Origin of the sequence: Acidisoma sp. (assembly GCF_965199065.1) — a bacterium.
Lineage (GTDB): Bacteria > Pseudomonadota > Alphaproteobacteria > Acetobacterales > Acetobacteraceae > Acidisoma.
On record NZ_CBDAQN010000001.1, the window covers coordinates 94,471 to 116,891 of the forward strand.

19 protein-coding genes are annotated in these 22,421 nt (G+C 65.3%); 12 read left to right on the plus strand and 7 right to left on the minus strand.

Annotation, left to right across the window (positions count from 1 at the left end; genetic code table 11):
- Positions 1-7 precede the first annotated feature (7 nt).
- Complete coding sequence (locus tag ACOEQ1_RS00485; protein WP_419757280.1) at positions 8-415, minus strand: NADH:ubiquinone oxidoreductase subunit NDUFA12; 408 nt, start codon at positions 413-415, stop codon at positions 8-10.
- Between the two features lie 113 nt (positions 416-528).
- Between ACOEQ1_RS00485 and ACOEQ1_RS00490 the strand changes: the two genes are divergently transcribed.
- The gene (locus ACOEQ1_RS00490; protein WP_419757281.1) at positions 529-2,082 is read left to right on the plus strand and encodes a TSCPD domain-containing protein; all 1,554 of its coding nucleotides are present in this window, start codon (positions 529-531) and stop codon (positions 2,080-2,082) included.
- 6 nt (positions 2,083-2,088) lie between these two features.
- Here ACOEQ1_RS00490 and ACOEQ1_RS00495 read toward each other — a convergent pair whose 3' ends face one another.
- From ACOEQ1_RS00495 to ACOEQ1_RS00510, 4 genes are all read right to left on the minus strand, one after another.
- Complete coding sequence (locus ACOEQ1_RS00495; protein WP_419757282.1) at positions 2,089-2,877, minus strand: ROK family protein; 789 nt, start codon at positions 2,875-2,877, stop codon at positions 2,089-2,091.
- A complete protein-coding gene (zwf, locus tag ACOEQ1_RS00500) occupies positions 2,862-4,394 on the minus strand; it encodes a glucose-6-phosphate dehydrogenase (protein WP_419757283.1) in 1,533 nt (510 codons plus the stop codon). Before zwf ends, ACOEQ1_RS00495 begins: the two co-directional genes overlap by 16 nt.
- Positions 4,391-5,386 (minus strand): phosphogluconate dehydrogenase (NAD(+)-dependent, decarboxylating), encoded by a 996-nt coding sequence (gene gnd / locus ACOEQ1_RS00505; protein WP_419757284.1) that lies wholly within the window; start codon positions 5,384-5,386, stop codon positions 4,391-4,393. Before gnd ends, zwf begins: the two co-directional genes overlap by 4 nt.
- Positions 5,387-5,509: 123 nt before the next feature.
- On the minus strand, positions 5,510-7,774 hold the full coding sequence (locus tag ACOEQ1_RS00510; protein WP_419757285.1) for a DUF6600 domain-containing protein: 2,265 nt from the start codon (positions 7,772-7,774) through the stop codon (positions 5,510-5,512).
- A gap of 237 nt (positions 7,775-8,011) precedes the next feature.
- Between ACOEQ1_RS00510 and ACOEQ1_RS00515 the strand changes: the two genes are divergently transcribed.
- Entirely contained in the window at positions 8,012-8,566 is a 555-nt protein-coding gene (locus ACOEQ1_RS00515) for a hypothetical protein (RefSeq protein ID WP_419757286.1), read from the plus strand.
- A gap of 83 nt (positions 8,567-8,649) precedes the next feature.
- Complete coding sequence (hydA, locus tag ACOEQ1_RS00520; protein ID WP_419757287.1) at positions 8,650-10,107, plus strand: dihydropyrimidinase; 1,458 nt, start codon at positions 8,650-8,652, stop codon at positions 10,105-10,107.
- Positions 10,108-10,109: 2 nt separating this feature from the next.
- On the opposite strand, the gene ACOEQ1_RS00525 is transcribed toward hydA, so the two are convergent.
- Both ACOEQ1_RS00525 and ACOEQ1_RS00530 read right to left on the minus strand, forming a co-directional pair.
- Positions 10,110-11,153 carry an LLM class flavin-dependent oxidoreductase gene (locus ACOEQ1_RS00525; protein WP_419757288.1) on the minus strand — a complete coding sequence of 348 codons (1,044 nt, stop codon included), beginning with the start codon at positions 11,151-11,153 and terminating at the stop codon, positions 10,110-10,112.
- Positions 11,154-11,183: 30 nt separating this feature from the next.
- Entirely contained in the window at positions 11,184-11,981 is a 798-nt protein-coding gene (locus ACOEQ1_RS00530) for an EAL domain-containing protein (RefSeq protein ID WP_419757289.1), read from the minus strand.
- Between the two features lie 393 nt (positions 11,982-12,374).
- Here ACOEQ1_RS00530 and rpsB point away from each other — a divergent pair, with 393 nt between their 5' ends.
- From rpsB to bamA, 9 genes are all read left to right on the plus strand, one after another.
- Positions 12,375-13,184: a 30S ribosomal protein S2 gene (gene rpsB / locus ACOEQ1_RS00535; RefSeq protein WP_419757290.1), complete on the plus strand. Its 810-nt coding sequence runs from the start codon at positions 12,375-12,377 to the stop codon at positions 13,182-13,184.
- 172 nt (positions 13,185-13,356) lie between these two features.
- Positions 13,357-14,286: a translation elongation factor Ts gene (gene tsf, locus ACOEQ1_RS00540; RefSeq protein ID WP_419757291.1), complete on the plus strand. Its 930-nt coding sequence runs from the start codon at positions 13,357-13,359 to the stop codon at positions 14,284-14,286.
- 143 nt (positions 14,287-14,429) lie between these two features.
- Positions 14,430-15,152: a UMP kinase gene (gene pyrH / locus ACOEQ1_RS00545; RefSeq protein ID WP_419757292.1), complete on the plus strand. Its 723-nt coding sequence runs from the start codon at positions 14,430-14,432 to the stop codon at positions 15,150-15,152.
- Positions 15,152-15,733, plus strand: a complete 582-nt coding sequence (gene frr / locus ACOEQ1_RS00550) for a ribosome recycling factor (protein WP_419757293.1) — start codon at positions 15,152-15,154, stop codon at positions 15,731-15,733. Before pyrH ends, frr begins: the two co-directional genes overlap by 1 nt.
- 12 nt (positions 15,734-15,745) lie before the next feature.
- Positions 15,746-16,528: a polyprenyl diphosphate synthase gene (gene uppS, locus ACOEQ1_RS00555; protein ID WP_419757294.1), complete on the plus strand. Its 783-nt coding sequence runs from the start codon at positions 15,746-15,748 to the stop codon at positions 16,526-16,528.
- Positions 16,529-16,592: 64 nt separating this feature from the next.
- Positions 16,593-17,438: a phosphatidate cytidylyltransferase gene (locus ACOEQ1_RS00560; protein ID WP_419757295.1), complete on the plus strand. Its 846-nt coding sequence runs from the start codon at positions 16,593-16,595 to the stop codon at positions 17,436-17,438.
- Positions 17,435-18,592, plus strand: a complete 1,158-nt coding sequence (locus ACOEQ1_RS00565) for a 1-deoxy-D-xylulose-5-phosphate reductoisomerase (protein ID WP_419757296.1) — start codon at positions 17,435-17,437, stop codon at positions 18,590-18,592. Before ACOEQ1_RS00560 ends, ACOEQ1_RS00565 begins: the two co-directional genes overlap by 4 nt.
- 62 nt (positions 18,593-18,654) lie before the next feature.
- Positions 18,655-19,767 (plus strand): RIP metalloprotease RseP, encoded by a 1,113-nt coding sequence (gene rseP, locus ACOEQ1_RS00570; protein ID WP_419757297.1) that lies wholly within the window; start codon positions 18,655-18,657, stop codon positions 19,765-19,767.
- Between the two features lie 269 nt (positions 19,768-20,036).
- Positions 20,037-22,388 (plus strand): outer membrane protein assembly factor BamA, encoded by a 2,352-nt coding sequence (gene bamA / locus ACOEQ1_RS00575; RefSeq protein ID WP_419757298.1) that lies wholly within the window; start codon positions 20,037-20,039, stop codon positions 22,386-22,388.
- Positions 22,389-22,421 lie beyond the last annotated feature (33 nt).

Consider the following 22,421-nt stretch of genomic DNA (forward strand, 5'->3'; position numbering starts at 1 on the left):
AACCGGCCTACTCGCCCGGTGACCAGGCGTCGTAATCGCCTGTAGCGCGGCGGCGACGGCCCCCGCTGTAATCATGGCCCGCTGGCCGATAGCTGAAGGCGGTTCCGGTTCGGTTGGGCAGATGCGGCTTCTGCCAGGGCAGGCGATTCGCATCCGATAAGGGCGCATCCACGGTGTAGTGCAGCCAGGCGTGCCACTCAGGCGGCACCGACGAGCCTTCTATGGCGCCCGCGTAGATGACCCACCGCCGGGTCCGCCGACCGCGCACCACGGACTTCTCTTCGAAGTAACGGTTGCCGAACGCATCCATCCCCACCGCCCTGCCCCGGAGGCGGGTAAACAGCGAGGTGCCGATATAGCCAATCTTCGCGAGGTTCATGACCTCCATATAGGCGAAGGGCGCTGGATGGTCCATCGCTGGCGCTGGCTGGCACCTTCAACAAGTTGGCGCTAGAAATTGTGTGTCTGAGGGAGCTTTGGCCCCAGATGATGTTTTCTTTCTGACAGCGATGAGGTAGCCTGCGCGTCATGAAAACGAGCAAGGCCTGGCATGGGGTGCGGCTGCGATGGGTCGAGGCGGCGGGCGACCCCGACGCTTGGCCGACGCGCGTGCAGCTGCCGGCAAGTTGGGGCGATACGGCCGCCGCCGCGATCGCCGGAATGGCTCATGGATGCCGAATGATCGCTTTGCCCGGATTGGCCGCCGGCTGGATAACCCCGGCGGCGCTTCGGGCCGAGGAGGCGGGTCTCTTCACGAAGGCCTCCTTCTCGGCGGCTCTTCACGATCTTCTCATCCGCCGGCGAGGGGTGCCGGGACAGACGATCTGGGAGAAGGACAAGCTTCCACGTCAGGACGCGCCACGCTTCGTCTTCAACCTTCCTGCCTTTCTGGAGCCTGGCCTCGGTTTCGACTGCGACGGCTTCCGGGACGCGGTCGACATCGCGACCGTGGCGCTGACAGTGCTGCGGCCGGATGCGCGGCGCCTCGCGCTGGGCTTCGCCGATCTCGACGGGCTGCTCGCCGGCCTTGGTCTCGACTACGACAGCCATGCGGCGCGTACGATCGCCGGCCGCATCGCGGCGCTTTTGCGCGGTCGGGCGGAAAGCACATCGGCGCGGCTGTCGGACATCACTGGCCGGAGCTTTCGCCCCGCAAGCTGGACTTTCGCGCCCGGAACCGCAGGCGCTCATGATCATGCTCTGTCGCCGGGCCTCGCAGCCGCGGCGCGTACGGCCTTCGAGGAAGCCGCGGCGCTTCCGAGCCTTGCTCATGAAAGCGTGGCGGCGCTGTCGGATTGCGATGCGGCCGAGGCGCTCCTCGGGGTCGAGACGACCGGATTGGCTCCGGCTTTTTCCCGAACCGCTCCGGAGGGTGGACTGACACGGGCCACCAGACAGCTTCTGGCCGCTCGCGATCTCTCACCGGATGCGGCCCTGGCCGCTATGTTGCGTGGCGAATTGGCTTTTCCGGTGGCGTCGCCGGAGGCGCATGCGGCCATGGATGTGGTCGTCGGCGCAGTTATTCCGACACCTCCGCTCCGGCAGCTCCCTCAGCTGGTGCAGCCGGACGAAGAGGCGGCCGCTCTGGTGTCTCCCCCCGTCGCGGTTGCCGTCGACCTGCCGACACGCCGCAGCGGGACGATGCAGAAGGCCTCGATCGGCAACCACCGCCTGTATCTGCGGACGGCGGAATATGCCGATGGCAAACTCGGTGAAATTGGCATCACCCTGCAGAAGGAGGCGCCCGCCTTCCGTGGGCTGATGGATGCCTTTGCGACGGCGGTAAGCATCGGCCTGCAGCATGGTGTGCCCCTCGAGCCGTTTGTCGAGGCTTTCGCGGGCACCCGCTTCGGAACGGCTGGCATGGTGGAGGGCGACCCCGCCGTGGGATCGGCCACGTCCATCATCGATTACGTCTTCCGCCACCTCGCGGTCGCGCACCTTGGCCGCACGATCCCCGACCCTGAAGAGATTGCTGTGGCTCATGGCGCGCCGGCCGCCGAGCCGGCGCCCACATTGCCGCTGGACCTGCCGCGCGAGGAGCCCGAGGCACGCCGTCGCAGGCTGCGCCTCGTCTCCTAGGTTCGCTCAACGAATGTCATACTCAGGATGCGGCGGCTGGTTCTGGGACCACAGAGCAGCGCCGCCGTCTATACCCGCCTCGTTGGAGACGAGGGTGATGGTGTTGGGCAGGTCGATGGAGACGTGCTTGGAATTGCCGCCGCCAATGTAGAGGTGGTCATAATGCGTCAGCGCCTGTAGCGCATCGATCACCCGCTGAACCCGCTTGTTCCAGCGCTTCTTACCGATCTTCAGCAGCACCTCGTTCCCGACATAGGTGTCGTAGGTGTATTTCTTGTGGATCGGATGAGTTGATAACTCGAGATGCGGGGCAAGCTGCCCATCGTAGAAGATGCCGGTGCCGCAACCTGTGCCGAGCGTCAGGATGAACTCCAGGCCGCGCCCCTTGATGACCGCGAGGCCCTGCATCTCCGCGTCGTTGACGATCTTTGTGGGGACGCCGCCGAGACGCTGGGAGATGAGGGCGGCGAAATTGACCCCGTGCCAAATATCCTCGCCTAGATGCGGCGCCGTCAGAATGACGTTGCCACGCACCGCTCCAGGAAAGCCGATGGCGATCCGGTCGAACTGCGGGAGCGGCTTCACGAGCGTGGCGATCGTTTCAACCAGCACCCCGGGCGGGGAGGGGTGCGGCGTGTTCACGCGAACCTTGTCGGCAATCATCGTCCCGTTGCGGTCGATGACCGAGGCCTTGACCCCGGTGCCGCCGATATCGACCGTCAGTATATTGCGGACCGGCGAAGTGACGCCGATCTCAGACGATTCCGCGTCGGCATGGTTTAGATCGGCAGCCAAGCTCGTCCCTCCCGCTCCAGCAGCTCGTTTGCTTCCTCGGGACCCGAAGACCCAGCTGCATAGTTCGGAAATGATGCGTCGTGCCGGGCCCAGTTGTCCACAACCGGTTGAACAACCTTCCAGGCGGCTTCGAGCTGATCCGCGCGCTGAAACAGTGTGGCATCACCGATGAAGCAGTCGAAGATCAGCGTCTCGTAGCCGGTGGCAGGGGCCTGCTTGAACCAGTCATCGTAATTGAAGCTCATGGCGACATGCTCGAACGTCAGCATCGGCCCCGGCTTCTTGGCGTTGAAGCGAAGCTTCATGCCTTCTTCAGGCTGAATAGACATGATCAGCCAGTTCTCGCCGAGGGCATCCACACGCGTATCGCGGAACATGGCGAAGGGCGCCTGCTTGAACCGGATGGCGATCTCGGTCTTGCGCTTCGTCATGCGCTTGCCGGTCCGCAGATAGAACGGAACGCCAGCCCACCGCCAATTGTCGATCATCAGCCGCATCGCGACGTAGGTCTCGGTGGCGCTGGTCGGGGAAACGTCGGGCTCGTCGCGATAGTCGGTGACGTGCTGCCCGGCGATCGTGCCGCCCGCGTACTGGCCGCGCACCGCATCTTCAGGCGTGAGCGCGTGCATCGAGGTGAAGACCTCGGCCTTCTTGGCGCGGATCGCATCCGCATCGAAGGCAGACGGCGGCTCCATCGCGGTCATCGCCAGAAGCTGGAAGACGTGGTTCGGAACCATGTCCCGCAAGGCGCCCGTGCCTTCGTAGAACTTGCCACGGCGCTCGACGCCGACCGTCTCGGCGACGGTGATCTGCACATGGTCGATGCGGTCGCGGTTCCAGATCGGCTCGAACAACCCATTGGCGAAGCGCAGCGCCATGATGTTCTGCACCGTCTCCTTGCCCAGAAAATGATCGATCCGGTAGACCTGCTCTTCCCGCAGAACCGACAGCACCTGCTTGTCGAGCGCGATGGCGGAGGTGAGATCGTGGCCGAAAGGCTTCTCGATCACCACCCGCCGCCAGGACTCGCCTTCCTCGACCGTCAGCCCGGCGCGGCCGAGGTGCTCGACCGTGGGACCGAAGAACCGCTCGGCGACGGCGAGGTAGAACAGCACGTTGCCGCCAAGGCCCTTTTGGCTGTTGAGCGCCGACAGATGAGTGGCGAGCTGCTCGAACAGGTCGTCACTGGAGAGATCGCCCGACAGGTAGCTCATGCTGCCGGCGAGATGGTTCCAGGCGGCCTCGTTCAGAACCTCGCCCGGCTCGCTGCCTTCGCCGCCCTTCTTGATCGTCGAGAGCAGGAACTCATGCAGGCCCTGCTGCCAGTGCGATACGTCCTGCTGCACGAGATCGACGCCCACGAGAGCGAAGTTCTTCGGCAGCAGGTCGGAGCAGGAGAGGTTGTAGAGCGCGGGCATGACCAGGCGCTTCGTCAGGTCGCCACCCGCGCCGAAGATCACCATGGCGCAAGGAGGCGCGACTGGCGGCTGTTTGGAGGAGGCGCTGCTCGTGTTCATCCGTTGACCACCGGCGCCGTGCTGTGGCCCTCGATATGGCCGCCGAATTTGTTACGCATGGCGGAGAGCAGCTTGTCGCCGAAGCTGTGATCGATGCGAGACCGGAAGCGCGCGAATAGTGCGGCCGTCAACACCTCGGCCGGCACGGCTTCCTCGATGGCGGCGTTGATGGTCCAGCGGCCCTCGCCAGAGTCGTCGACCTTGCCGGTGAATTCCTCGAGTTCCGGGCTCTCGGCCAGCGCCATCGCGGTAAGATCGAGAAGCCAGGACGAGATGACGCTGCCGCGACGCCAGACCTCGGCGGTGTCGGCGAGGTCGAGGGTGAAGCGCTCGTCCTCCGGGAGGCTCTCCGACTTTTTTCCGCGCAGAATGTCGAACCCTTCCGCATAAGCCTGCATGAGGCCGTACTCGATGCCGTTATGGACCATCTTCACGAAATGTCCGGCGCCCGGAGGCCCGGCATGGATATAGCCGTGCTCGGCGCGGCTATCGCCGCCGAACTTCGGGGTGCGCTCGATGGTGCCGAGGCCGGGCGCGAGGGTCGCAAAGATCGGGTCGAGATGATCGACGACGGCCTTCTCGCCGCCGATCATCATGCAGTAGCCACGCTCGACGCCCCAGACTCCGCCCGACGTGCCGACATCGACATAGTGGATGCCCTTCTCGAGAAGGGCCTTCGCGCGACGGATATCGTCTTTATAGAAGGAGTTGCCGCCGTCGATGATGGTGTCGCCGGACTCGAGGATGCCGGCCAGCGTCTCGATCGTGCTCTCCGTGATGTGACCTGCGGGCAGCATGACCCAGACCGCGCGTGGGGCGGTCAGCGCTTGGGTCAGCCCCTCCAGAGAGTGCGTCGGGACCGCATGTTCCGCGGCCAGCGCGTCGACGCTCGCCGGGTTCACGTCGTAAACCGCCACCTCATGACCGTTGTTCATCAGCCGGCGAGCGATGTTGCCGCCCATCCGACCTAAGCCGATCATACCGAGTTGCATGCATGTCTCCTGAAGGGTCCTGCCTGAGGGAACGATATAGTGCGCCCGGGACGGAGGCCAGCCGCTGGCTTGGTACAGTTTCGTGTATCGCGAACTCCCCGCCTATGTGATTGCGGCCGCTTGTTATTTGTGCGGCGGCCGGACCTCGCCCTGAGGTGCGCCCCCGCGAGGCGCTTCCACACGGGGAGCCTGGACCCGAGGCGCTTCCACACGGGGTGCTTCCAAGCGGGGAGCCTGGACCCGTGGCGCTTCAACACGGGGTGCTTCCAAGCGGGGAGCCTGGACCCGTGGCGCTTCCACACGGGGTGCTTCCACGCGGGGAGCCTGGACCCGTGGCGCTTCCACACGGGGGGCCGCGACTGCGGGCACCGCAACACGGGGTGCCGGGACGCGAGGTGCTTCGGCCCTCGGCGCTGCAGCGGCAGGCGCCGATACCCGTGGCGCCTCGGCAGGACGAGCCGCTGCTGGATGAGGCGTTTCCACCCGTGCTCCAGCCGCTCCCGGTTGTGCAGCACGTGGCTGGCCTGGAGCGACATCAGTGCGCGCCGCCGCGCCAGGCTGAACAATGCGCGCGGCGTTCGGTGCTGCCGGCGTGAACTGGGGATGCGCCGCCTCGCCATGCGCGCCCGGTGCGGCGAGCGGCGGCAAGGTCCGCGCCGTTGCCGCTTCGGGTCGTGCTCCGGTCGCCGGAGTGCCTGGACGCACAGCCTCGGCAGGAAGCCGCGCGCCGGCAACGCCGCCTCTGAAATTCGGCGCGACGGCTGCGTGCGGCACCAGCGACGGCGCCGCGACGCGCCCTGCGGCTGCCGCCGGGACAGCGTGAATGGCCGGTCCCTGGGCGAAGGCGCGCGGCGCCGCACCGGCGGGCGCTGCCGCCAGATGCTCTCGTTGAGCGAGCGCGGGCGTCACGCCCCAGGTGCCTGCCGTCGGACGCGGCAGACCTTCGGCCCCGATGGCGCCGTTGGGCCGGAATGGCTGCGCGGTCGCATTGGCAGGCAAGGCGCGCGCGACCTCCGCAATCGGTCGCGACCCGAGCATGGCGTCCCGCGGAACAAAGGTCGCGCCCTGCCGGTTGAAGGCTTGCCCGGCCGGCTGACCAGCGCCCCCATAGTTGTTGATCGTCACGTTCCGGTAGCTCACCCGGTTGTCCTGGACGGTGACGTTGTTCCGGTAGAACGTGTTGTAGTCGGGAACGTAGGCCCGGTTGTAGGCGCCAAAATAGCGTGGCGACACCTGATACGGCGGATAATAGGGTTCGTGGACGCCGAGCGGCGCCCAGCCGATCGCGCCGGAGGCGAACGCGGCGGCGGTAAAAGCGCCAGCGGCGGCCCCCAGGAAGCTCACCAGCGCCGGGGCATAGACGGGTTGATCTGCCCCGCCGTAGCCATAGCCTTCAGACGCTACGGGTTCGGGCACCCAGCCCCAGCGTCCGCCGAACTGCGACCATCGTCCGTAATGAAACGGTGCGAAACCCCAGGGGGCGTTATCGACCCACGTCCAGCCCCATGGCTGCACGTAGACCCAGCGGCCTTCGCGATACGGCACCCAGGTCGATGCAACCTGCGGGAACCACACCGTGCCGACGCTCGGCTGCGGCTGCCAGGTGCCGTAATTGCTCAAGACAGCGGCGCCGGTCATCTGCGCACAAGCTGCCGGTGCCTGCGCGGCGGAAGGTGGCGGCGGCGGCGTGATCTGCTGCAGCATGGCGGTCAGGAACTGGTCCTGCTGCATCGCCCCGAGCTGGGCCTGAACCGGATTGGTTCCCTGCACGATCAGCGTCTGCTGCGCGCCGACCGCCTGCGGCGCAGCGGCGCCGAGCCCGGTGAACTGGATCGAGCCCACGACTGCGGTGACGTAGGTCGGCGTGCCACTGTCACCGGCGTAGATCTCGTATTCACCATTGCCGGTGATCTGCGCCGTGCCGCGCGGCGTTGCGATGACGACGCTCTGGCCCTGTTGGAGGGCCGCCACGTCGAGAAAGACTTCGCCCTGCGAGAGGACGGCGGCGATCGTGGACTGGTCGATCTCCTGTGCCGTCAGTTCGGTGCCGCCAGACAGGGCAAGACGCGTGGAATCGACCATCACCGAGGCTGCCGCCTGCGGCTGCGTCCAGACGGCGTCGCCGGTGGCGACAGGGTAGTTCGGGGTCGCGGTGACCCACTGGTCCTGGCTCGCACTATGAAACGAAACGGAGCCCGAGAGGTTGGAGAGCCAGCCGACGCGAGCCGGCGGATCGGCCGTTGTGGCCACGCCAGGAGCGGCACCCGGCGGCGCGGGGGGCGGCGGGGTCTGTGCAACCGCCGCCACGCTGAACGCAGCGCCATTGGCAGCAAGCGTCACACCGGCGGCGACCGCCGGAAGAAGCGACCATTTTACTCGCAGGCTCATGATGTTCTTGCCTTATTGGAAGACGTCCGTAGTTCGGCTTCGGGCAACCCTGAGTCCGATTTGCGGCGGAAACTATCGGCTGCTCGTGGCAGATCGATGGCTCCCCGGAATGTGATGGCAGGCCGGCCGCCAGCCGGATCGAGCCGCCATACGAACATCTCGGTAATAGCATGAAAACGCCCTAGTTGAGGGCAAGGGAAGGCTGCGGCTGCTACTGGCCGAGGCGAGGGGAGTTTCATGGTGGATGTCATCGGACGGCTGATGCGTCTCACGGCGGCATGCGGAGCGGCGGCTTTGCTCAGCGGCTGCTATTACCCGTCCGGGTCCCCCGGCTACGGTTATGCGGCGCCGGATGCCGGACCTGCCTATGCACCCGCCTATGCACCAAGCTACGCCCCTGTTCCGGTGATCATCGGCGGCTCCTATGGGGATGGAGGCGGATACGGCGGCGGTTATCATGACCATCCGCCCCCGGGTGGCTGGAACGGCGGGTATCGGCCGCCCCCTGGCGGCGGCTGGAACGGTCATCCCCCCGGTGGCGGAAATGGCGAGCCGGGTGGCTTCCGGCCGCCCCCCCAAGGAGGAGGTGGACCCGGCGGCGGCGGGTATCGTCCACCACCGGGCGGCGGCGGTCCCGGCGGCGGCGGGTATCGTCCACCACCGGGCGGCGGCGGTCCCGGCGGCGGCGGGTATCGTCCACCACCGGGAGGCGGCAGCCCCGGCGGCGAAGGGCACCCGCAATACATCCCGCAGGGCTCCCCCCCGACCAATCAACGCGGCTTCAGCCACTGAGTGATCGACCCCGTGCCGCCGCCGCTTGCGGGCGGGCACGAACTGGGGTGCAGTGACATCTCGTCCGGTCTTTGGGGGATGCAGTGTCCGATTTCGATCAAGTGGTTCGCGGCGGCGTCGTCGTCACCGGCGCCGATGCGGTGCGCGCCGATGTCGGCATATGGGGCGGGACCGTCGCCGCGATCGGGCAGGACCTGGACACGAGCGGGGCGCAGGTGATCGATGCCGGGGGCCTGCTGGTAATGCCGGGCGGCATCGACACGCACTGCCACATCGAGCAGTTGGAGCCCGACGGGACTTCGTATGAGGACACCTTCGAGATCGCCTCAGCCGCCTGCTTCGCGGGCGGCACCACCAGCGTCATAACCTTCGCGGCCCAGTTCAAGGGACAGCGGCTCGGGCCGGTATTGGCGGAGTATCATCGCCGCGCGGCGCTCGGCATGGTCGACTACAGCTTCCACCAGATCATCAACGACCCGTTTGACGCGGTCATCGCCGAGGATGTGCCCGAAGTAGTGGCTTCGGGTGTCCGCAGCCTCAAGGTTTTCCTGACCTATGACGATGTCCGGGTGAACGACCGGCAATATCTGCGCGTGCTGGCGGCGGCGCGACGGGCCGGGGCCCTCGTCACCGTCCATGCCGAAAATTACGATGCCATCGGCTGGCTAACGGAGGCGCTGGTCAAGGCCGGGATGACGGCGCCAAAATATCATCCCTGGGGACGCCCGACCGTCGTCGAACGCGAGGCGACGCATCGCGCCATCGCGCTTGCCGAACTCATCGACCAGCCGATCCAGATATTTCATGTCTCTGGACCGGGACCGGCCGAGGAGATCGCGCGCGCCCAGGCGCGGGGGCTGAAGGTCTGGGGCGAGACCTGCCCGCAATATCTGGTGCTACAGGCCGCCGATATGGACCGGCCGGGGTTCGAGGGCGCCAAGTTCATGTGCAGCCCGGCGCCCCGTGGCAAAGCCGAAACCGAGGGCCTCTGGGAGGCCATCCGGGCGGGGACCATCGACGTCATCTCCTCGGACCACAGCGGTCACAGCTTTTCGAAGGAGGGCATCGGCAAGCGCCGCTTCGGCACCGACGTGCCGTTCACCCAGATACCGAACGGCGTCCCGGGCCTCGCCGCGCGGCTCCCGATCGTCTTCAGCGAAGGAGTCTCGAAGGGCAGGATCGATCTACAGGCCTTCGTCCGCCTGACGGCTACCAATCCTGCCAAGCTGTTCGGCCTCTATCCAAGGAAGGGCACAATCGCGCCCGGCGCCGACGCCGACCTGGTGCTGTGGGATCCTGCAAAAAAGGTGACGATTACCAACAGCCTCATGCAGCACGCGATCGATTACACCCCTTACGAGGGGCTCGACGTGACCGGCTGGCCTGTGGCGACGATCGCGCGGGGTCAAGTCGTGATGCGTGACGATGTGGTTACGGCGGAACCCGGCTCGGCACGCTTTCTGGCCCGCGGACCATACGACATGATCAAGCCGCGCGGAGTGTTCCCCAATGGCTTCGACACGTCCGCGATCATGATCTGAGATCAGGCGATCTCCAGCTGCGGCTGAGCCGCTAACGCAAAAGCCTCCGCCAGGAGAGCGTAGGACCGGCGCCTTGCCTGATGATCGTGAAGGATGTTCACGACCATGATCTCGTCGGCGCCGTAATCGTCGGCGATGGCCTCGAGTTCCGTCCGGACCGCGCTCGGAGTCCCGAGAACGACCCGCCGCGAGCGCGACGGATTGGCAGCGTCAGCTTCGAGAAAACGGAGAGCCTCATCGGGGCTCGGCACAGCGATCAACTGCCCACGATGAAGCAGACGGAAAAGCATGCGGGAGCTGGAGGCAAGACGCTCGGCCTCCGCAGTGGTTTCGGCGCAGATCGACCATACCGCGGCCATCACCGTCGGCTGCCTGATCGTGCGGTGGGGGTGCGTGCGGAACGACTGCCGGTATTGAGCGGCGAGGGGCGGACCCTGCGGGTTGATGAAGTCGGCAATGCAGTAGGGCATGCCGAGTTCAGCCGCCCAGGCGGCGCTGTCGGGGGAGGTGCCGAGTAGCCAGGGCTCGGGCGCTTCCGGGCGTCCGGGCAACGTCTTGCCGAGAAGTGCGAAGGGATGATCGGCCGGCATTGTATCGTCGAGGTGGGCGATCAGCTCCGCCAGTTGCTGAGGGAAGTCGTCGGGTGCGCGGTCGCGGCGGTCCCGCTGCAGAGCATAGGCGGTTCGCCCATCGGTGCCCGGCGCGCGCCCCAGACCAAGGTCGATGCGTCCCGGAAACAGGCCGCTCAACATGCTGAAAGTCTCGGCGACCTTCAGCGGACTGTAATGCGGCAGCATGATCCCGCCGGTCCCCAGTCTGATGGAGGTGGTCGCCATGCCGACCGCACCGATGAGAACCTCCGGGCTGGCCGATGCCAGTCCTGGCGTCGCGTGGTGCTCGGCTATCCAGTAACGGTGGAAGCCGGCGGCCTCGGCGTGCCGGGCAAGATCCACGACCTGCCGCAACGCCTGACCGCCGGAACCCCCGGAAGCGATGGGCGCCTGATCGAGAACGCTGAGCCGGAGAGGGGATTGCCGTTGTGCCATGAGAGTGAAGTGGTCACCGGGTGGGCAAACTCAACCGGCGGCGGCAGCCGTCAACCCTTCCGCCATGGCCGGCCACTGGATATCGTTTCCGGACACCATCGCCTCGAAAGCGGGCCGGCCGAAGTAGAATCCCTGCATGAAGCGTCCGCCGATAGACCGCAGGGCCTCGACCTCTCCGATCCGCTCGACGCCCTCGAGTATGACATCGACGCCGATATCCCGCCCAAGGTTGAGAATGTTGCCCAGGATCGCGCGCCGGGTCAGGTCGTGATCGCAGTCCTCCACCAGGGACCGGTCGACCTTGATGCTGTCCGGCCGGAGGTCGGCCAGGCGCGCCAGCCCAGAGTAGCCGCTGCCGAAGTCATCAAGTGCAATGCGAAAGCCGATGCGCCGGTAGGTCTCGATGATTTTGCGGAGGTGGCCGGCATCCGCGAGGTCTTCGCTCTCCACGACTTCGAAAGTGAGTTGCGTCGGGGGGAAACCGGCGCTCGCGGCAGCGGCAAGTGTCGCCCGGATGCAGGCCACGGGCTCGTATACCGCGTTCGGCAGGAAGTTGATGTTCAGGCGGGTCAGCAGACCGAGACGACTGGCGAGCCCGATCGCCCGGGTGCGGCAGGCCTGATCAAAGGCATAGAGGTTGTCCTTGTTGATCTCCGCCATGACGTGACGCGCGGATTCGCCGGCCAAACCTCGCACAAGCGCTTCATGAGCCACTACGGTTCTCATCTCGAGATCGACGATCGGCTGGAGCGCCATCGTGAAATCAAGGGCCGTCTGGCCGCCTTTGCAGCCTTGGCACGAACTTGGTTGCTGCATCGCTACGCTCATCCCTTCCTCGAAATCCACGCAATCTCAACCGTGGGAACGCGTTAGCCGGTTTCTTAGGGTTAGGGCTACACATTCCGATGAGCGTAAAGTGCTGTCCCTATAACTTTCGGACGGGGGTTGGGCAGGTTGTGGTTGCGACAAGCTCCATTCGAACAGGAGAAGCAAAATTTTCCTCGTCTCGCGATCGTATGGCTGATGAGCAACCGCGAGAGGCGCTTCCGCTTGCAATGGCGCAGTTGATGCGCGATAGCAGCGCCGCTGCCTGTCCAGTGATGGACAGGCGGTAATTCGCACGCGGGGCGCCTTTCCCAGCCGTATATCGGCCCGGGTCCGGTGCCTTAGAGGCTCGGCCCCGCGGAGGATCAACCGGACGAACAGGAAAGGAGCACGCCGATGGCGATGCCCGAATTCACTCTGCGCCAGCTGCTGGAAGCCGGCGTCCATTTCGGCCACCACACCCGCCGCTGGAACCCGGCCATGGCGCCGTATCTCTTCGGCATCCGCAACCAGGTCCATATCATAGACCTGCAGCAGACCGTGCCGATGCTGGATCGTGCGCTCCGCGCCATCCGCGATACGACGGCGAACGGCGGCCGTGTGCTGTTTGTCGGCACCAAGCGCGCTGCCGCCGATCATGTGGCCGACTCCGCTCGCCGCTGCGGCCAGTATTACGTCAACCACCGCTGGCTCGGCGGCATGCTGACCAACTGGAAGACGATCACGGCCAGCATCAAGCGCCTGCGCCAGATCGAGGAACTCGTGGCCGGCGAAACCCAGGGCCTGACCAAGAAAGAGGTGCTGGAGATCACGCGCGACCAGGAGAAGCTCGAGCGGGCTCTCGGCGGCATCAAGGAAATGGGCGGTCTGCCGGACATCCTGTTCATCATTGACACGAACAAGGAGAAGCTCGCCGTTCAGGAGGCCAACAAGCTCGGCATTCCGGTGGTGGCGGTTCTCGACAGCAATTCCGATCCTGCGGGCGTGACCTACCCGATCCCCGGCAACGACGATGCCATCCGCGCAATCATGATGTATTGCGAGCTGGTTTCGGGCGCCGTGCTCGACGGCATCAGCGCCGAGATGGCGGCCTCGGGCCGCGATATCGGCGCTGCCGAGGAGTTGCCGGCTGCCGTAGCGCCGCCGCCGCCGGCCCCGGCCCCGGCAGCAGCCGAGGAGCGCACGGAGGAGGCCGTCGAGGCTTGACGTTTCAAGGCCTGGACCTCCAGGGCCTGAGCTTCCGCCTCTGACCTCGAGGTCCTGGCCTTCGAGGCCGGGGCATCGAGGTCACACGTTCGGGCTGACAGAAGCTCGCCAGACTAAGACTGACGGTGGTTTCACCAGCGGTGAGACCACCCTAACCGCACGGAGATCGATGATGGCCGAGATCACAGCCGCGTTGGTGAAGGACCTGCGCGAGAAGAGCGGCGCCGGCATGATGGACTGCAAGAAGGCGCTGATCGCCACGGACGGCGATCTGGATGCGGCGATCGACTGGCTGCGTAAGAAGGGTCTGTCGGCCGCCGCCAAGAAGTCGGGCCGGGTTGCCGCTGAGGGTCTGATCGGTGTCGCGAGCGCGCCACAGATCGCCGCCATGGTCGAGGTCAACGCCGAGACCGACTTCGTCGCCCGCAACGAGACCTTCCAGGAGTTCGTCGAGACCGTCGCGCGGATCGCGCTGGAGACCGGCGAGGATGTCGAGGCGATCAAGGCGGCGACGTTCCCGGGCACACAGCACAGCGTGGCCGAACAGCTGACCCAGATGGTCGCGACCATCGGGGAGAACATGAATATCCGCCGAGTGCGCGTGTTGCGAGTAAAGAGCGGCGTAGTAGCGACATACGTGCACAAAGTGCTGAAGCCCGGCCTCGGGCAAATTGGCGTGCTGGTCGCGCTGGAAGCGCCGAGCGAGCTCGATGGGCTGGAAATGCTTGGCCGGCAGGTGGGCATGCATGTCGCGGCGACGCGGCCCGAGGCGCTCGAGGTCGATGCCGTCGATCCTGCGGCGCTGGCGCGGGAGAGGGAAGTTCTGAGTGAGCAGGCCCGCGCTTCGGGGAAGAACGAGGCCATCATCGCGAAGATGGTCGAAGGGCGTATCCGCAAATACTACGAGGAAGTGGTCTTGCTGGAGCAGGTCTGGGTGCATGACGGCGAGAGCCGCGTGCGCGCTGTGGTGTCTAAATCCGGAGCCAATCTGATCGGTTTCGACCGCTTCCAGCTGGGCGAGGGCATCGAGAAGCAGGCCTCGGACTTTGCCGCGGAAGTGGCAGCGACTGCAGGTGTGAAGCCGCCCGAACCTGAGAAGTGACGGGCGCCGGATTGCTCTCGAGCGCTGGGGCTAGGCCTATACTTGTGGCCGGGGGTCCCTACCTCTAGGGTGCGACCGCCTTAAAAAACCCCACTTTGGAATGGCCTACTCCCAGGCAGCCTGCGACAGACCCCAAGGACACAATGGACGGTCAGCCACTCTATAAGCGCGTGCTCCTGAAGCTCTCGGGTGAAGCGCTGATGGGACAGTCTCAGTACGGCCTCGATTCAGGGACGGTCAAGCAGATCGCCCAGGACATCGGCTCTGTCGTCGCGATGGGGGTCGAGGTCTGCGTCGTCATCGGCGGCGGCAACATCTTCCGCGGCGTGCGCGGGGCGGCGGCCGGAATGGACCGCGCGCAAGCCGATTACATGGGCATGCTGGCGACCGTCATGAACGCTCTGGCGATGCAGAGCGCCCTCGAACTGGCGGGCCTGCCGACACGCGTGCAATCCGCGATCCCGATGGCGAGCCTCTGCGAGCCGTACATCCGGCGTCGCGCCCAGCGCCACATGGAGAAGGGGCGCATCGTCATCTTCGCGGCGGGGACCGGCAACCCGTTCTTCACGACTGACACCGCCGCCGCGCTGCGCGCTGCCGAGATGGGTTGCGAGGCGCTGCTCAAAGGCACCCAGGTGGATGGCGTCTATTCTGCGGATCCGCATAAGGTTGCGGAGGCGATACGATACGAGACGCTGACCTACCTGGAAGTTCTGTCGCAGGATCTGGCCGTGATGGACGCGGCCGCCATCAGTCTGGCGCGGGAGAGCCAGCTGCCGATCCTGGTCTTCAACCTTCATCGCCAAGGGGCTTTCGCGTCCGCGATGCGTGGTGAAGGCGCCTATACGATCATACGCGACGCTTGATGCAGGAGGGGCCCGTGCCCGCTGACTTGAACGCTCTGAAGCAGGATCTGACCCGCCGGATGGACGGCGCGCTCGAGACGTTGCGCAAGGATCACAGTGGCCTGAGGACCGGCCGCGCCAGCCCCGCATTGCTTGAGCCGGTGCGCGTCGAGGCCTACGGAACCGTCACCCCGCTCACGCAGGTCGGCACCATCGCGGTGCCTGAAGCGCGGATGATTACGGTCCAGGTCTGGGACCGCAGTCTGGTCAATGCGGTCGTTGCCGCGATACGTGACTCCGGGCTTGGCCTCAACCCCGGGGCGGATGGGCAGATCGTGCGCGTGCCAATCCCGCAGCTGACGGCCGAGCGGCGTGCCGAACTCGCCAAGGCCGCCAGCCGCTACGCGGAAAACGCCCGGATCGCCGTTCGCGGCGTGCGCCGGGATGGGATGGAGCAGATCAAGGCCCTTGAGAAAAAGAGCGAGATCAGCAAGGACGAGGCTGAGGACTGGTCGACCGATGTACAGAAGCTTACCGATTCCTTCGTCAAGAGGATCGATGAGGTGTCGGCCGAGAAAGAGCGCGAAATCCGCCAGGTATGAGATTGGGCATCGATGAACAGCGCTGTGGCCTCTGACAGGGCCGCCTTACTTCTGGGTGCCGAAGAGGCGCGCACGAAGACCTCTGGCGGCTCTGGCATCCCGCGCCACGTGGCGCTGATCATGGATGGCAACGGTAGATGGGCGAAGGCACGTGGACTGCCGCGGGTCGCTGGGCATCGTGCCGGAGCGAAGGCCGTTCGCCGCTGCATCGAGGCCGCCATCGACCACGGTGTCGAGTGGCTGACGCTCTTTGCCTTCAGTAGCGAGAACTGGCGGCGGCCGGCCGGCGAGGTGATCGAGCTGACCAGCCTGTTGCGCCAATATCTCCGGAGCGAACTGGCCGAACTGGCGGCGAACGGAGTGTGCTTTCGCGTCATCGGCGATCGCATGCGTTTCTCGCCAGAACTACGCGCCGAGTTCGAGAAGGCCGAGCGGCAAACCGCCGGCAATCGGCGATTGAACCTCACCGTGGCGCTCTCCTATGGCGGACGCGGCGAAATCCTGGCGGCGGCTCAAGCGGCGGCCCGCGCGGCGCAGAATGGATCCCTCGATGTGGAGGCTATGGACGAAGCCGGGTTCGCCCGTTTTCTGTCTACCGCAACCATGCCCGATCCGGACCTCCTGATCCGCACGAGCGGCGAGCAGCGTCTGTCGAACTTTCTGCTTTGGCAATGCGCGTATGCCGAACTCGTGTTCCTGGATGTGCTCTGGCCGGATTTCGGCGCTGAGAACCTTGCGGCTGCTCTGGCGGAGTATGGTCGGCGGGAGCGCCGCTATGGTGCCTGCGTCGGCTGAACCTCCTCCGGGTGGAGCGCCGCCGCCTGAACCTCGCGAGGCTGCGGGGCGTCTGCCCGCTTCGATGAGCGAGCCAGGAGTACAGGCGACCCCCGCTAGATCAGCTCGGTGGGGCGACCTTCGCAAGCGCGTGGGCTCCGCCGTCTTGCTGGCGCCGTTGGCCCTTGCGTGCCTCTGGCTCGGCAAGGGGCCATGGGCGGTTCTCATCGCGATCGGTGCCGCCGGCTGTGCGGCTGAGTGGGCCGGCATGTGCCGAACCCGTTCACTGGCGTGGCCGTTCATTCTCCTGCCCTTCGGCATGGCAGTCGTCCCGCTTGCGGCGTTTCTCGTGGGGGGCGCCTGGGCGCTGATCCTCGCCGGTTGCCTCGCCATCATCGGCTGGTGGCTGTTCGGCCATGATCGCCGTGCCGCATGGCTCGCCGCCGGATTTGCTTATCTGGCGCCCGCGGCGGTCGCACTCGTGCGGCTGAGACACGTCCACCTCGTCGGTCGCTGGGACATGCTGTTCCTCGTGCTCGTGATATGGGCCAGCGATATCGGCGCTTATCTCGTTGGTCGCCTGGTTGGCGGGCCGAAGCTCGCGCCGGCTATATCGCCGGGCAAGACCTGGTCGGGCGCCATCGGGGGCCTGGTCGCCGCGGGCCTCGTAGGGTCGGGTGTCGCTGTCTGGGCAGGAGGCCGCCTGCCGTTGGCGCATTGCGTGACGATCGCCGTCGTCCTCGGGATGGCTTCCCAGATCGGCGATTTGCTGGAAAGCTGGCTCAAGCGTCAGTTCGGGGTCAAGGATTCGGGCCGCTCGATCCCCGGTCATGGCGGTCTGCTCGACCGGCTGGACGGCATGCTAACGGCAGCGCCGACCGCCGCAGTGGTAGCAGTCGCGACGGGGGGAGGAATGTTGCTTTGGCAATGAAAACAATCAGTATCCTGGGGAGCACCGGGAGCGTCGGCACCCAGACGCTTGATCTCATCCTCGCTGAACCTGAACGGTACCGGGTCCGGGCTCTGGTTGGAGGGCGCAATGTGGCGCTGCTCGCGGAGCAGGCGAAGCGCTGCCGGGCCGAGATCGCCGTCATCCATGATCAAGACGGGCTTGCCGCACTACGCTCGGCGCTCGCGGGAACAGGTATCCGCTCCGCTGCCGGCGTCGATGCCGTGCGCGAAGCAGCGGCGATGCCAGCCGACTGGACGATGGCGTCGATCATGGGCATGGCAGGTTTGCATCCGACGCTCGCCGCTATCCGCCGTGGCGGCGCCATCGCCTTCGCGAACAAAGAGGTTCTCGTTTCAGCCGGCGACATCATGATGGACGCCGTGGCAGCGGCGGGAGCGTGCCTTCTGCCGGTCGATTCCGAGCACAACGCGATCTTCCAGTGTCTGGAAACGCATAATCGGAGCGCTGTCGAACGCATCATCCTGACCGCGTCGGGTGGTCCCTTCAGGCAGACGAGCCGTGAACTTATGACCACGATCACGCCCGAGGCGGCGCTGCGCCATCCCGTCTGGTCGATGGGCGCAAAGATCAGCATCGACTCCGCCACAATGATGAACAAGGGGCTGGAGGTCATCGAGGCTGCGCGGCTGTTCGGCCTGCCCAGCGAAGCGGTGGAGGTACTGATCCACCCGCAATCGGTCGTCCACGGCATCGTTTGTTACTCGGACGGGAGTATGCTGGCGCAAATGGGAGCGCCCGACATGCATATACCCGTCGCCCACGCGCTCGGCTGGCCCGATCGGCTGACAACGAGTGCGAAACGCCTGGACCTTACCAGCCTGGCGAAGCTCGAGTTCAGTCCGCCGGACATGGTGCGGTTTCCGGCGCTCCGTGTTGCGCGCGAGGTCTTGGCCTCAGGGGGCGCGGCGCCCGCAATCATGAATGCGGCGAACGAGATCGCCGTGGCGGCTTTTCTGGCCCGCCGGATCGGCTTCCTTGATATTGTTGGCACCGTCGAGGCGGTGCTCGATCGTCTTGGCTCCCCGCCGGCCGAAGATCTCGAGAGCATCATCGCCTTCGACGCGGCTGCCCGGCAGGCGGCGGACGCGATGATCCTTTCCCGCGCCGCCTGACGGCGGCTCCACGATGCCGGGTCGCTGGCGGTGGCCCGGCCAAACCGATAGAAGCCGGATTTATGCACGACCTTATCGACCTGCTTCGCACCCTCGTTTCCTTCGCCGTCGTTCTCGGTGTCCTCGTCTTCGTTCATGAGATGGGCCATTACCTGGCCGCGCGCTGGCGCGGCGTGCATGTGGAAACCTTCTCGATCGGGTTCGGCCAGTCCCTGGCGCGGTGGACCGACCGGCGGGGCACCGTTTGGAAGCTCGCCTGGATTCCCCTCGGCGGGTACGTGAAGCTGCATGGGCAGGAACGTCCGCAGGATGCGACGGCCGAGGAACGGGCGGCCTGGCAGAACGGGCGCACCTTTCACGAGAAGTCGGTCTGGTCCCGCATGATCGTCATCGCAGCCGGACCGGTCGCCAATTTTGTGCTGGCGGCGGTGCTTTTCATCGGGCTGTTCATGACGGTTGGGAAGCCGGTGCCCGAGCCGGTCATCGGCCGCATCATGCCGAATACGGTCGCCGCCAGCGCCAACCTCAAGCCAGGCGACCTGATCGAGAGCATTGCCGGGGTGCCGGTCAAGACCTTCGCTGAGGTGCAGCAGCAGGTCGCACCCAACCCCGGCAAGGATGTACCGCTCACCGTTCTTCGCGGGCACGACGCGATCCTGCTGCGCCTGAAGATCGGCAGCACGTCAGACGGTCATGGGGGGACGCGAGGCGTTCTCGGCATCATGGAAGGCGCACCGACCTTCGAACGCCTTGGACCGGCTGGTGCCGTGGTTCAGGGGATGAACGAAACCTGGACGGTCGGCCGCGAGACCCTGAACGGCCTGTGGCAGATCGTCGCCCACCGGACCGGGCTCAACGAGTTGGGCGGTCCGCTACGCATTGCCTCCCTCTCTGGCCAGGTGGCGGCGCTCGGAATAGCCAGCCTCGTTTCGTTCATTGCCGTGCTCTCGGTCAACCTCGGCCTGATCAACCTCTTTCCGATTCCCGTGCTCGACGGCGGGCACCTCCTATTCTATCTCGCGGAGGCGATCCGCGGACGGCCGATTTCGGCACGAACGCAGGAATACGGTTTCCGCGCCGGCTTCGCGCTGCTGCTGTGTCTGTTTGTGTTTGCGACGTGGAATGACGTGAACCAGCTGGGGTTTGTTCGCTGGGTGACGCAACACGTCGGATGACGTAAGGAAGTGCCGGTAACAAGCCGGTGAGAAAGCCCTTGCCGCGACATCGATCCCTGAGATAGGGCAAAACCGGCGGAAGGGTCCGTTCCTGTCGCGCAGGTTTTGTTGGTCTATCAAAGGGCTACAAAGCGTCATAAACGTCGCCTGCCGCGGCGTAATGCTTCCGGCGGCGCGCCCGATCTTCGGCCGCTGGACTTTCTGCCTGCTTGGCCACCGGCCCGGCTCTGCTGATCGGCCCCGTGCCGGAACTAAGGGAGACGCGTTCTTTGCTTCGCACTCGTGCTGCGCTGCTCGCAACAGCCTGCCTTCTGCCCGCGCTCGTCCCCGGTGCAGCCTCGTCTCAGGCGCTGACGCGCCACCACCATCGTCCCGCGAACGGCGGTTCCACGCCCATACCATCCGGCAACACGGTCCAGGGGATCATTGTTCGCGGCAACCATCGCATCGAAGCCGGGACGATCGAGTCATACATGCTTTTGTCGCCTGGGGATCAGTTCGACCAGAAGCTGATCGACCAGAGCCTCAAGACGCTATATGCGACCGGCCTCTTTAAGAATGTGTCGATCACGCGTGTCGGCAATAATCTACTCGTCCAGGTAAGCGAGAATCCGGTCATCGCGCAGGTTGCGTTCGAGGGCAACCACGAGATCGTGAACAAGGACCTACAGGCCATCGTGTCGGCTCGTCCGAACTCCGTCTACACGCCCGAAGCGGCAGAGGCCGACCGGCAGGCGATCCTCGATGCTTACGCGCGGAAAGGGTATTACTCCACGACGGTCGTTCCGCAGATCATCCAGCTGCCCGAAAACCGTGTGAACCTCGTCTTCAAGATCCATGATGGCAAGGCGACGTTCATCAGCCGCATCACCTTTGTCGGCAACGAACATTATAGCGAAGGCACGTTGCGCGATGTCATCAGCAGCCGTCAGAGCGCCTGGTGGCGCTTCTTGTCGAGCAGCGACTCCTACGATCCAAGCCGTGTAGGGCTCGACCAGGATCTACTGCGCCGCTTCTACCTGCGCAGCGGATACCCGGATTTCCAGCTGCTCAACACAGAGGCCGAGCTGGCGCCCGATCGCTCCTCTTTCTATCTGACCTTCGTCCTGAAAGAAGGCCCGCGCTACCGCGTTGGTAATGTCGCCATCGTCTCGCATCTTCGCCATCTGGATGGCGCGAGTTTGAACGACGACCTGCAGCTTGCGCGGGGAGACTGGTACAACGGCGACGCGATCACCCAGACGGTCCAGGCGATCAGCCGCGACGTCCAGGGGCGCGGCTTCGCGTTCGTCCAAGTGACGCCGATCCAGACGAAACGGATCAACGCCCGCGGACAGCATGTCGTCGACCTGACCTTCGACATCACCGAAGGACCGCGCGTCTTCGTCGAGCGCATCGAGATCACCGGCAACAGCCGCACCGAGGACAAGGTGATCCGGCGCGAATTCCAGCTGGCCGAAGGCGACGCGTTCAACGCGGAGGCGATAAAGCAGTCGAGACAGCGCCTGCAGGAGCTGCAGTACTTTAAGAACGTCGACATGAACACGGAGCCCGGATCGGCGCCTGACAAGATCGTCCTCACGACGAACGTGCAGGAAGAAGCGACCGGCTCCTTTACCATCGGCGGCGGCTATTCGACCGATGACGGCGCGCTCATCGACCTCGGCCTCAACGAGAAGAACCTGATCGGCACGGGTATCGATGCCGGCATCACCGGCGTTCTGGCGCAGCGGGCGAGCCAGGTCGACCTGTCCGTGACCGATCCCTACTTCCTCGACCGCAACCTGCTGCTGGGCGGCGAGCTGTTCGATACCACGAACAACAACCTCGACATCTCGCAGTATGAGGAGAGCCGGACGGGCTTTACCATCCGCACCGGCTACGCCTTCAACAATTTCCTGTCGCAAACGATCAACTACTCGCTGGTGGATCGCGATGTCTTCGACGTGCAGTCGGATGCGAGCCTTTACGTGAAGAACGAGTCCGGCTGGTCGCTGCTCTCGCAGGTCGGGCAGACCATCACCCTCGACCATCGGGACAGCACGCTCGACCCGCACAGTGGCTATATCCTGCGCCTCGGGACGGATGTCGCGGGTTTGGGAGGGAATTCCGACTATGTCCGCTTCAAGGTCGACGCGGGATACTACATTCCGCTCGACTATTTCAGCGGCGACCACAATTGGAGCATCGCGTTGCGCGCCGGCGCCGGCTACCTCTACCGGTACGGCGGCATGAACTACATCATCGACAACTTCTTCCTCGGCGGCGAGAACATGCGCGGCTTCCAGGAGGGCGGCGCCGGCCCGCACGACGTGGCAACAGGCGACAGCCTCGGTGGCAACACCATCGTCACCGGCACCGCGGAGCTGCACTTCCCGCTGCCGATCTCCCCGGATATCGGGCTTTCAGGCCGCGTCTTCACCGATGTCGGAACCCTCTTCGGGGTTCAGGACGAATTCGGCCCAGTGTACAACTACCATGGGCCGCGTGTATCGGTGGGTGTCGGCTTCTCGTGGAACACGCCGTTCGGTCTCATCAACATCGACCTCGCCGACCCGATCGTCAAATACACCGATGACCAAACCCAGATTTTCCGGTTTGGCTTCGGCACAAGCTTCTGAATCAATCCGGCTCCGGTACAAGGTTACATCGCC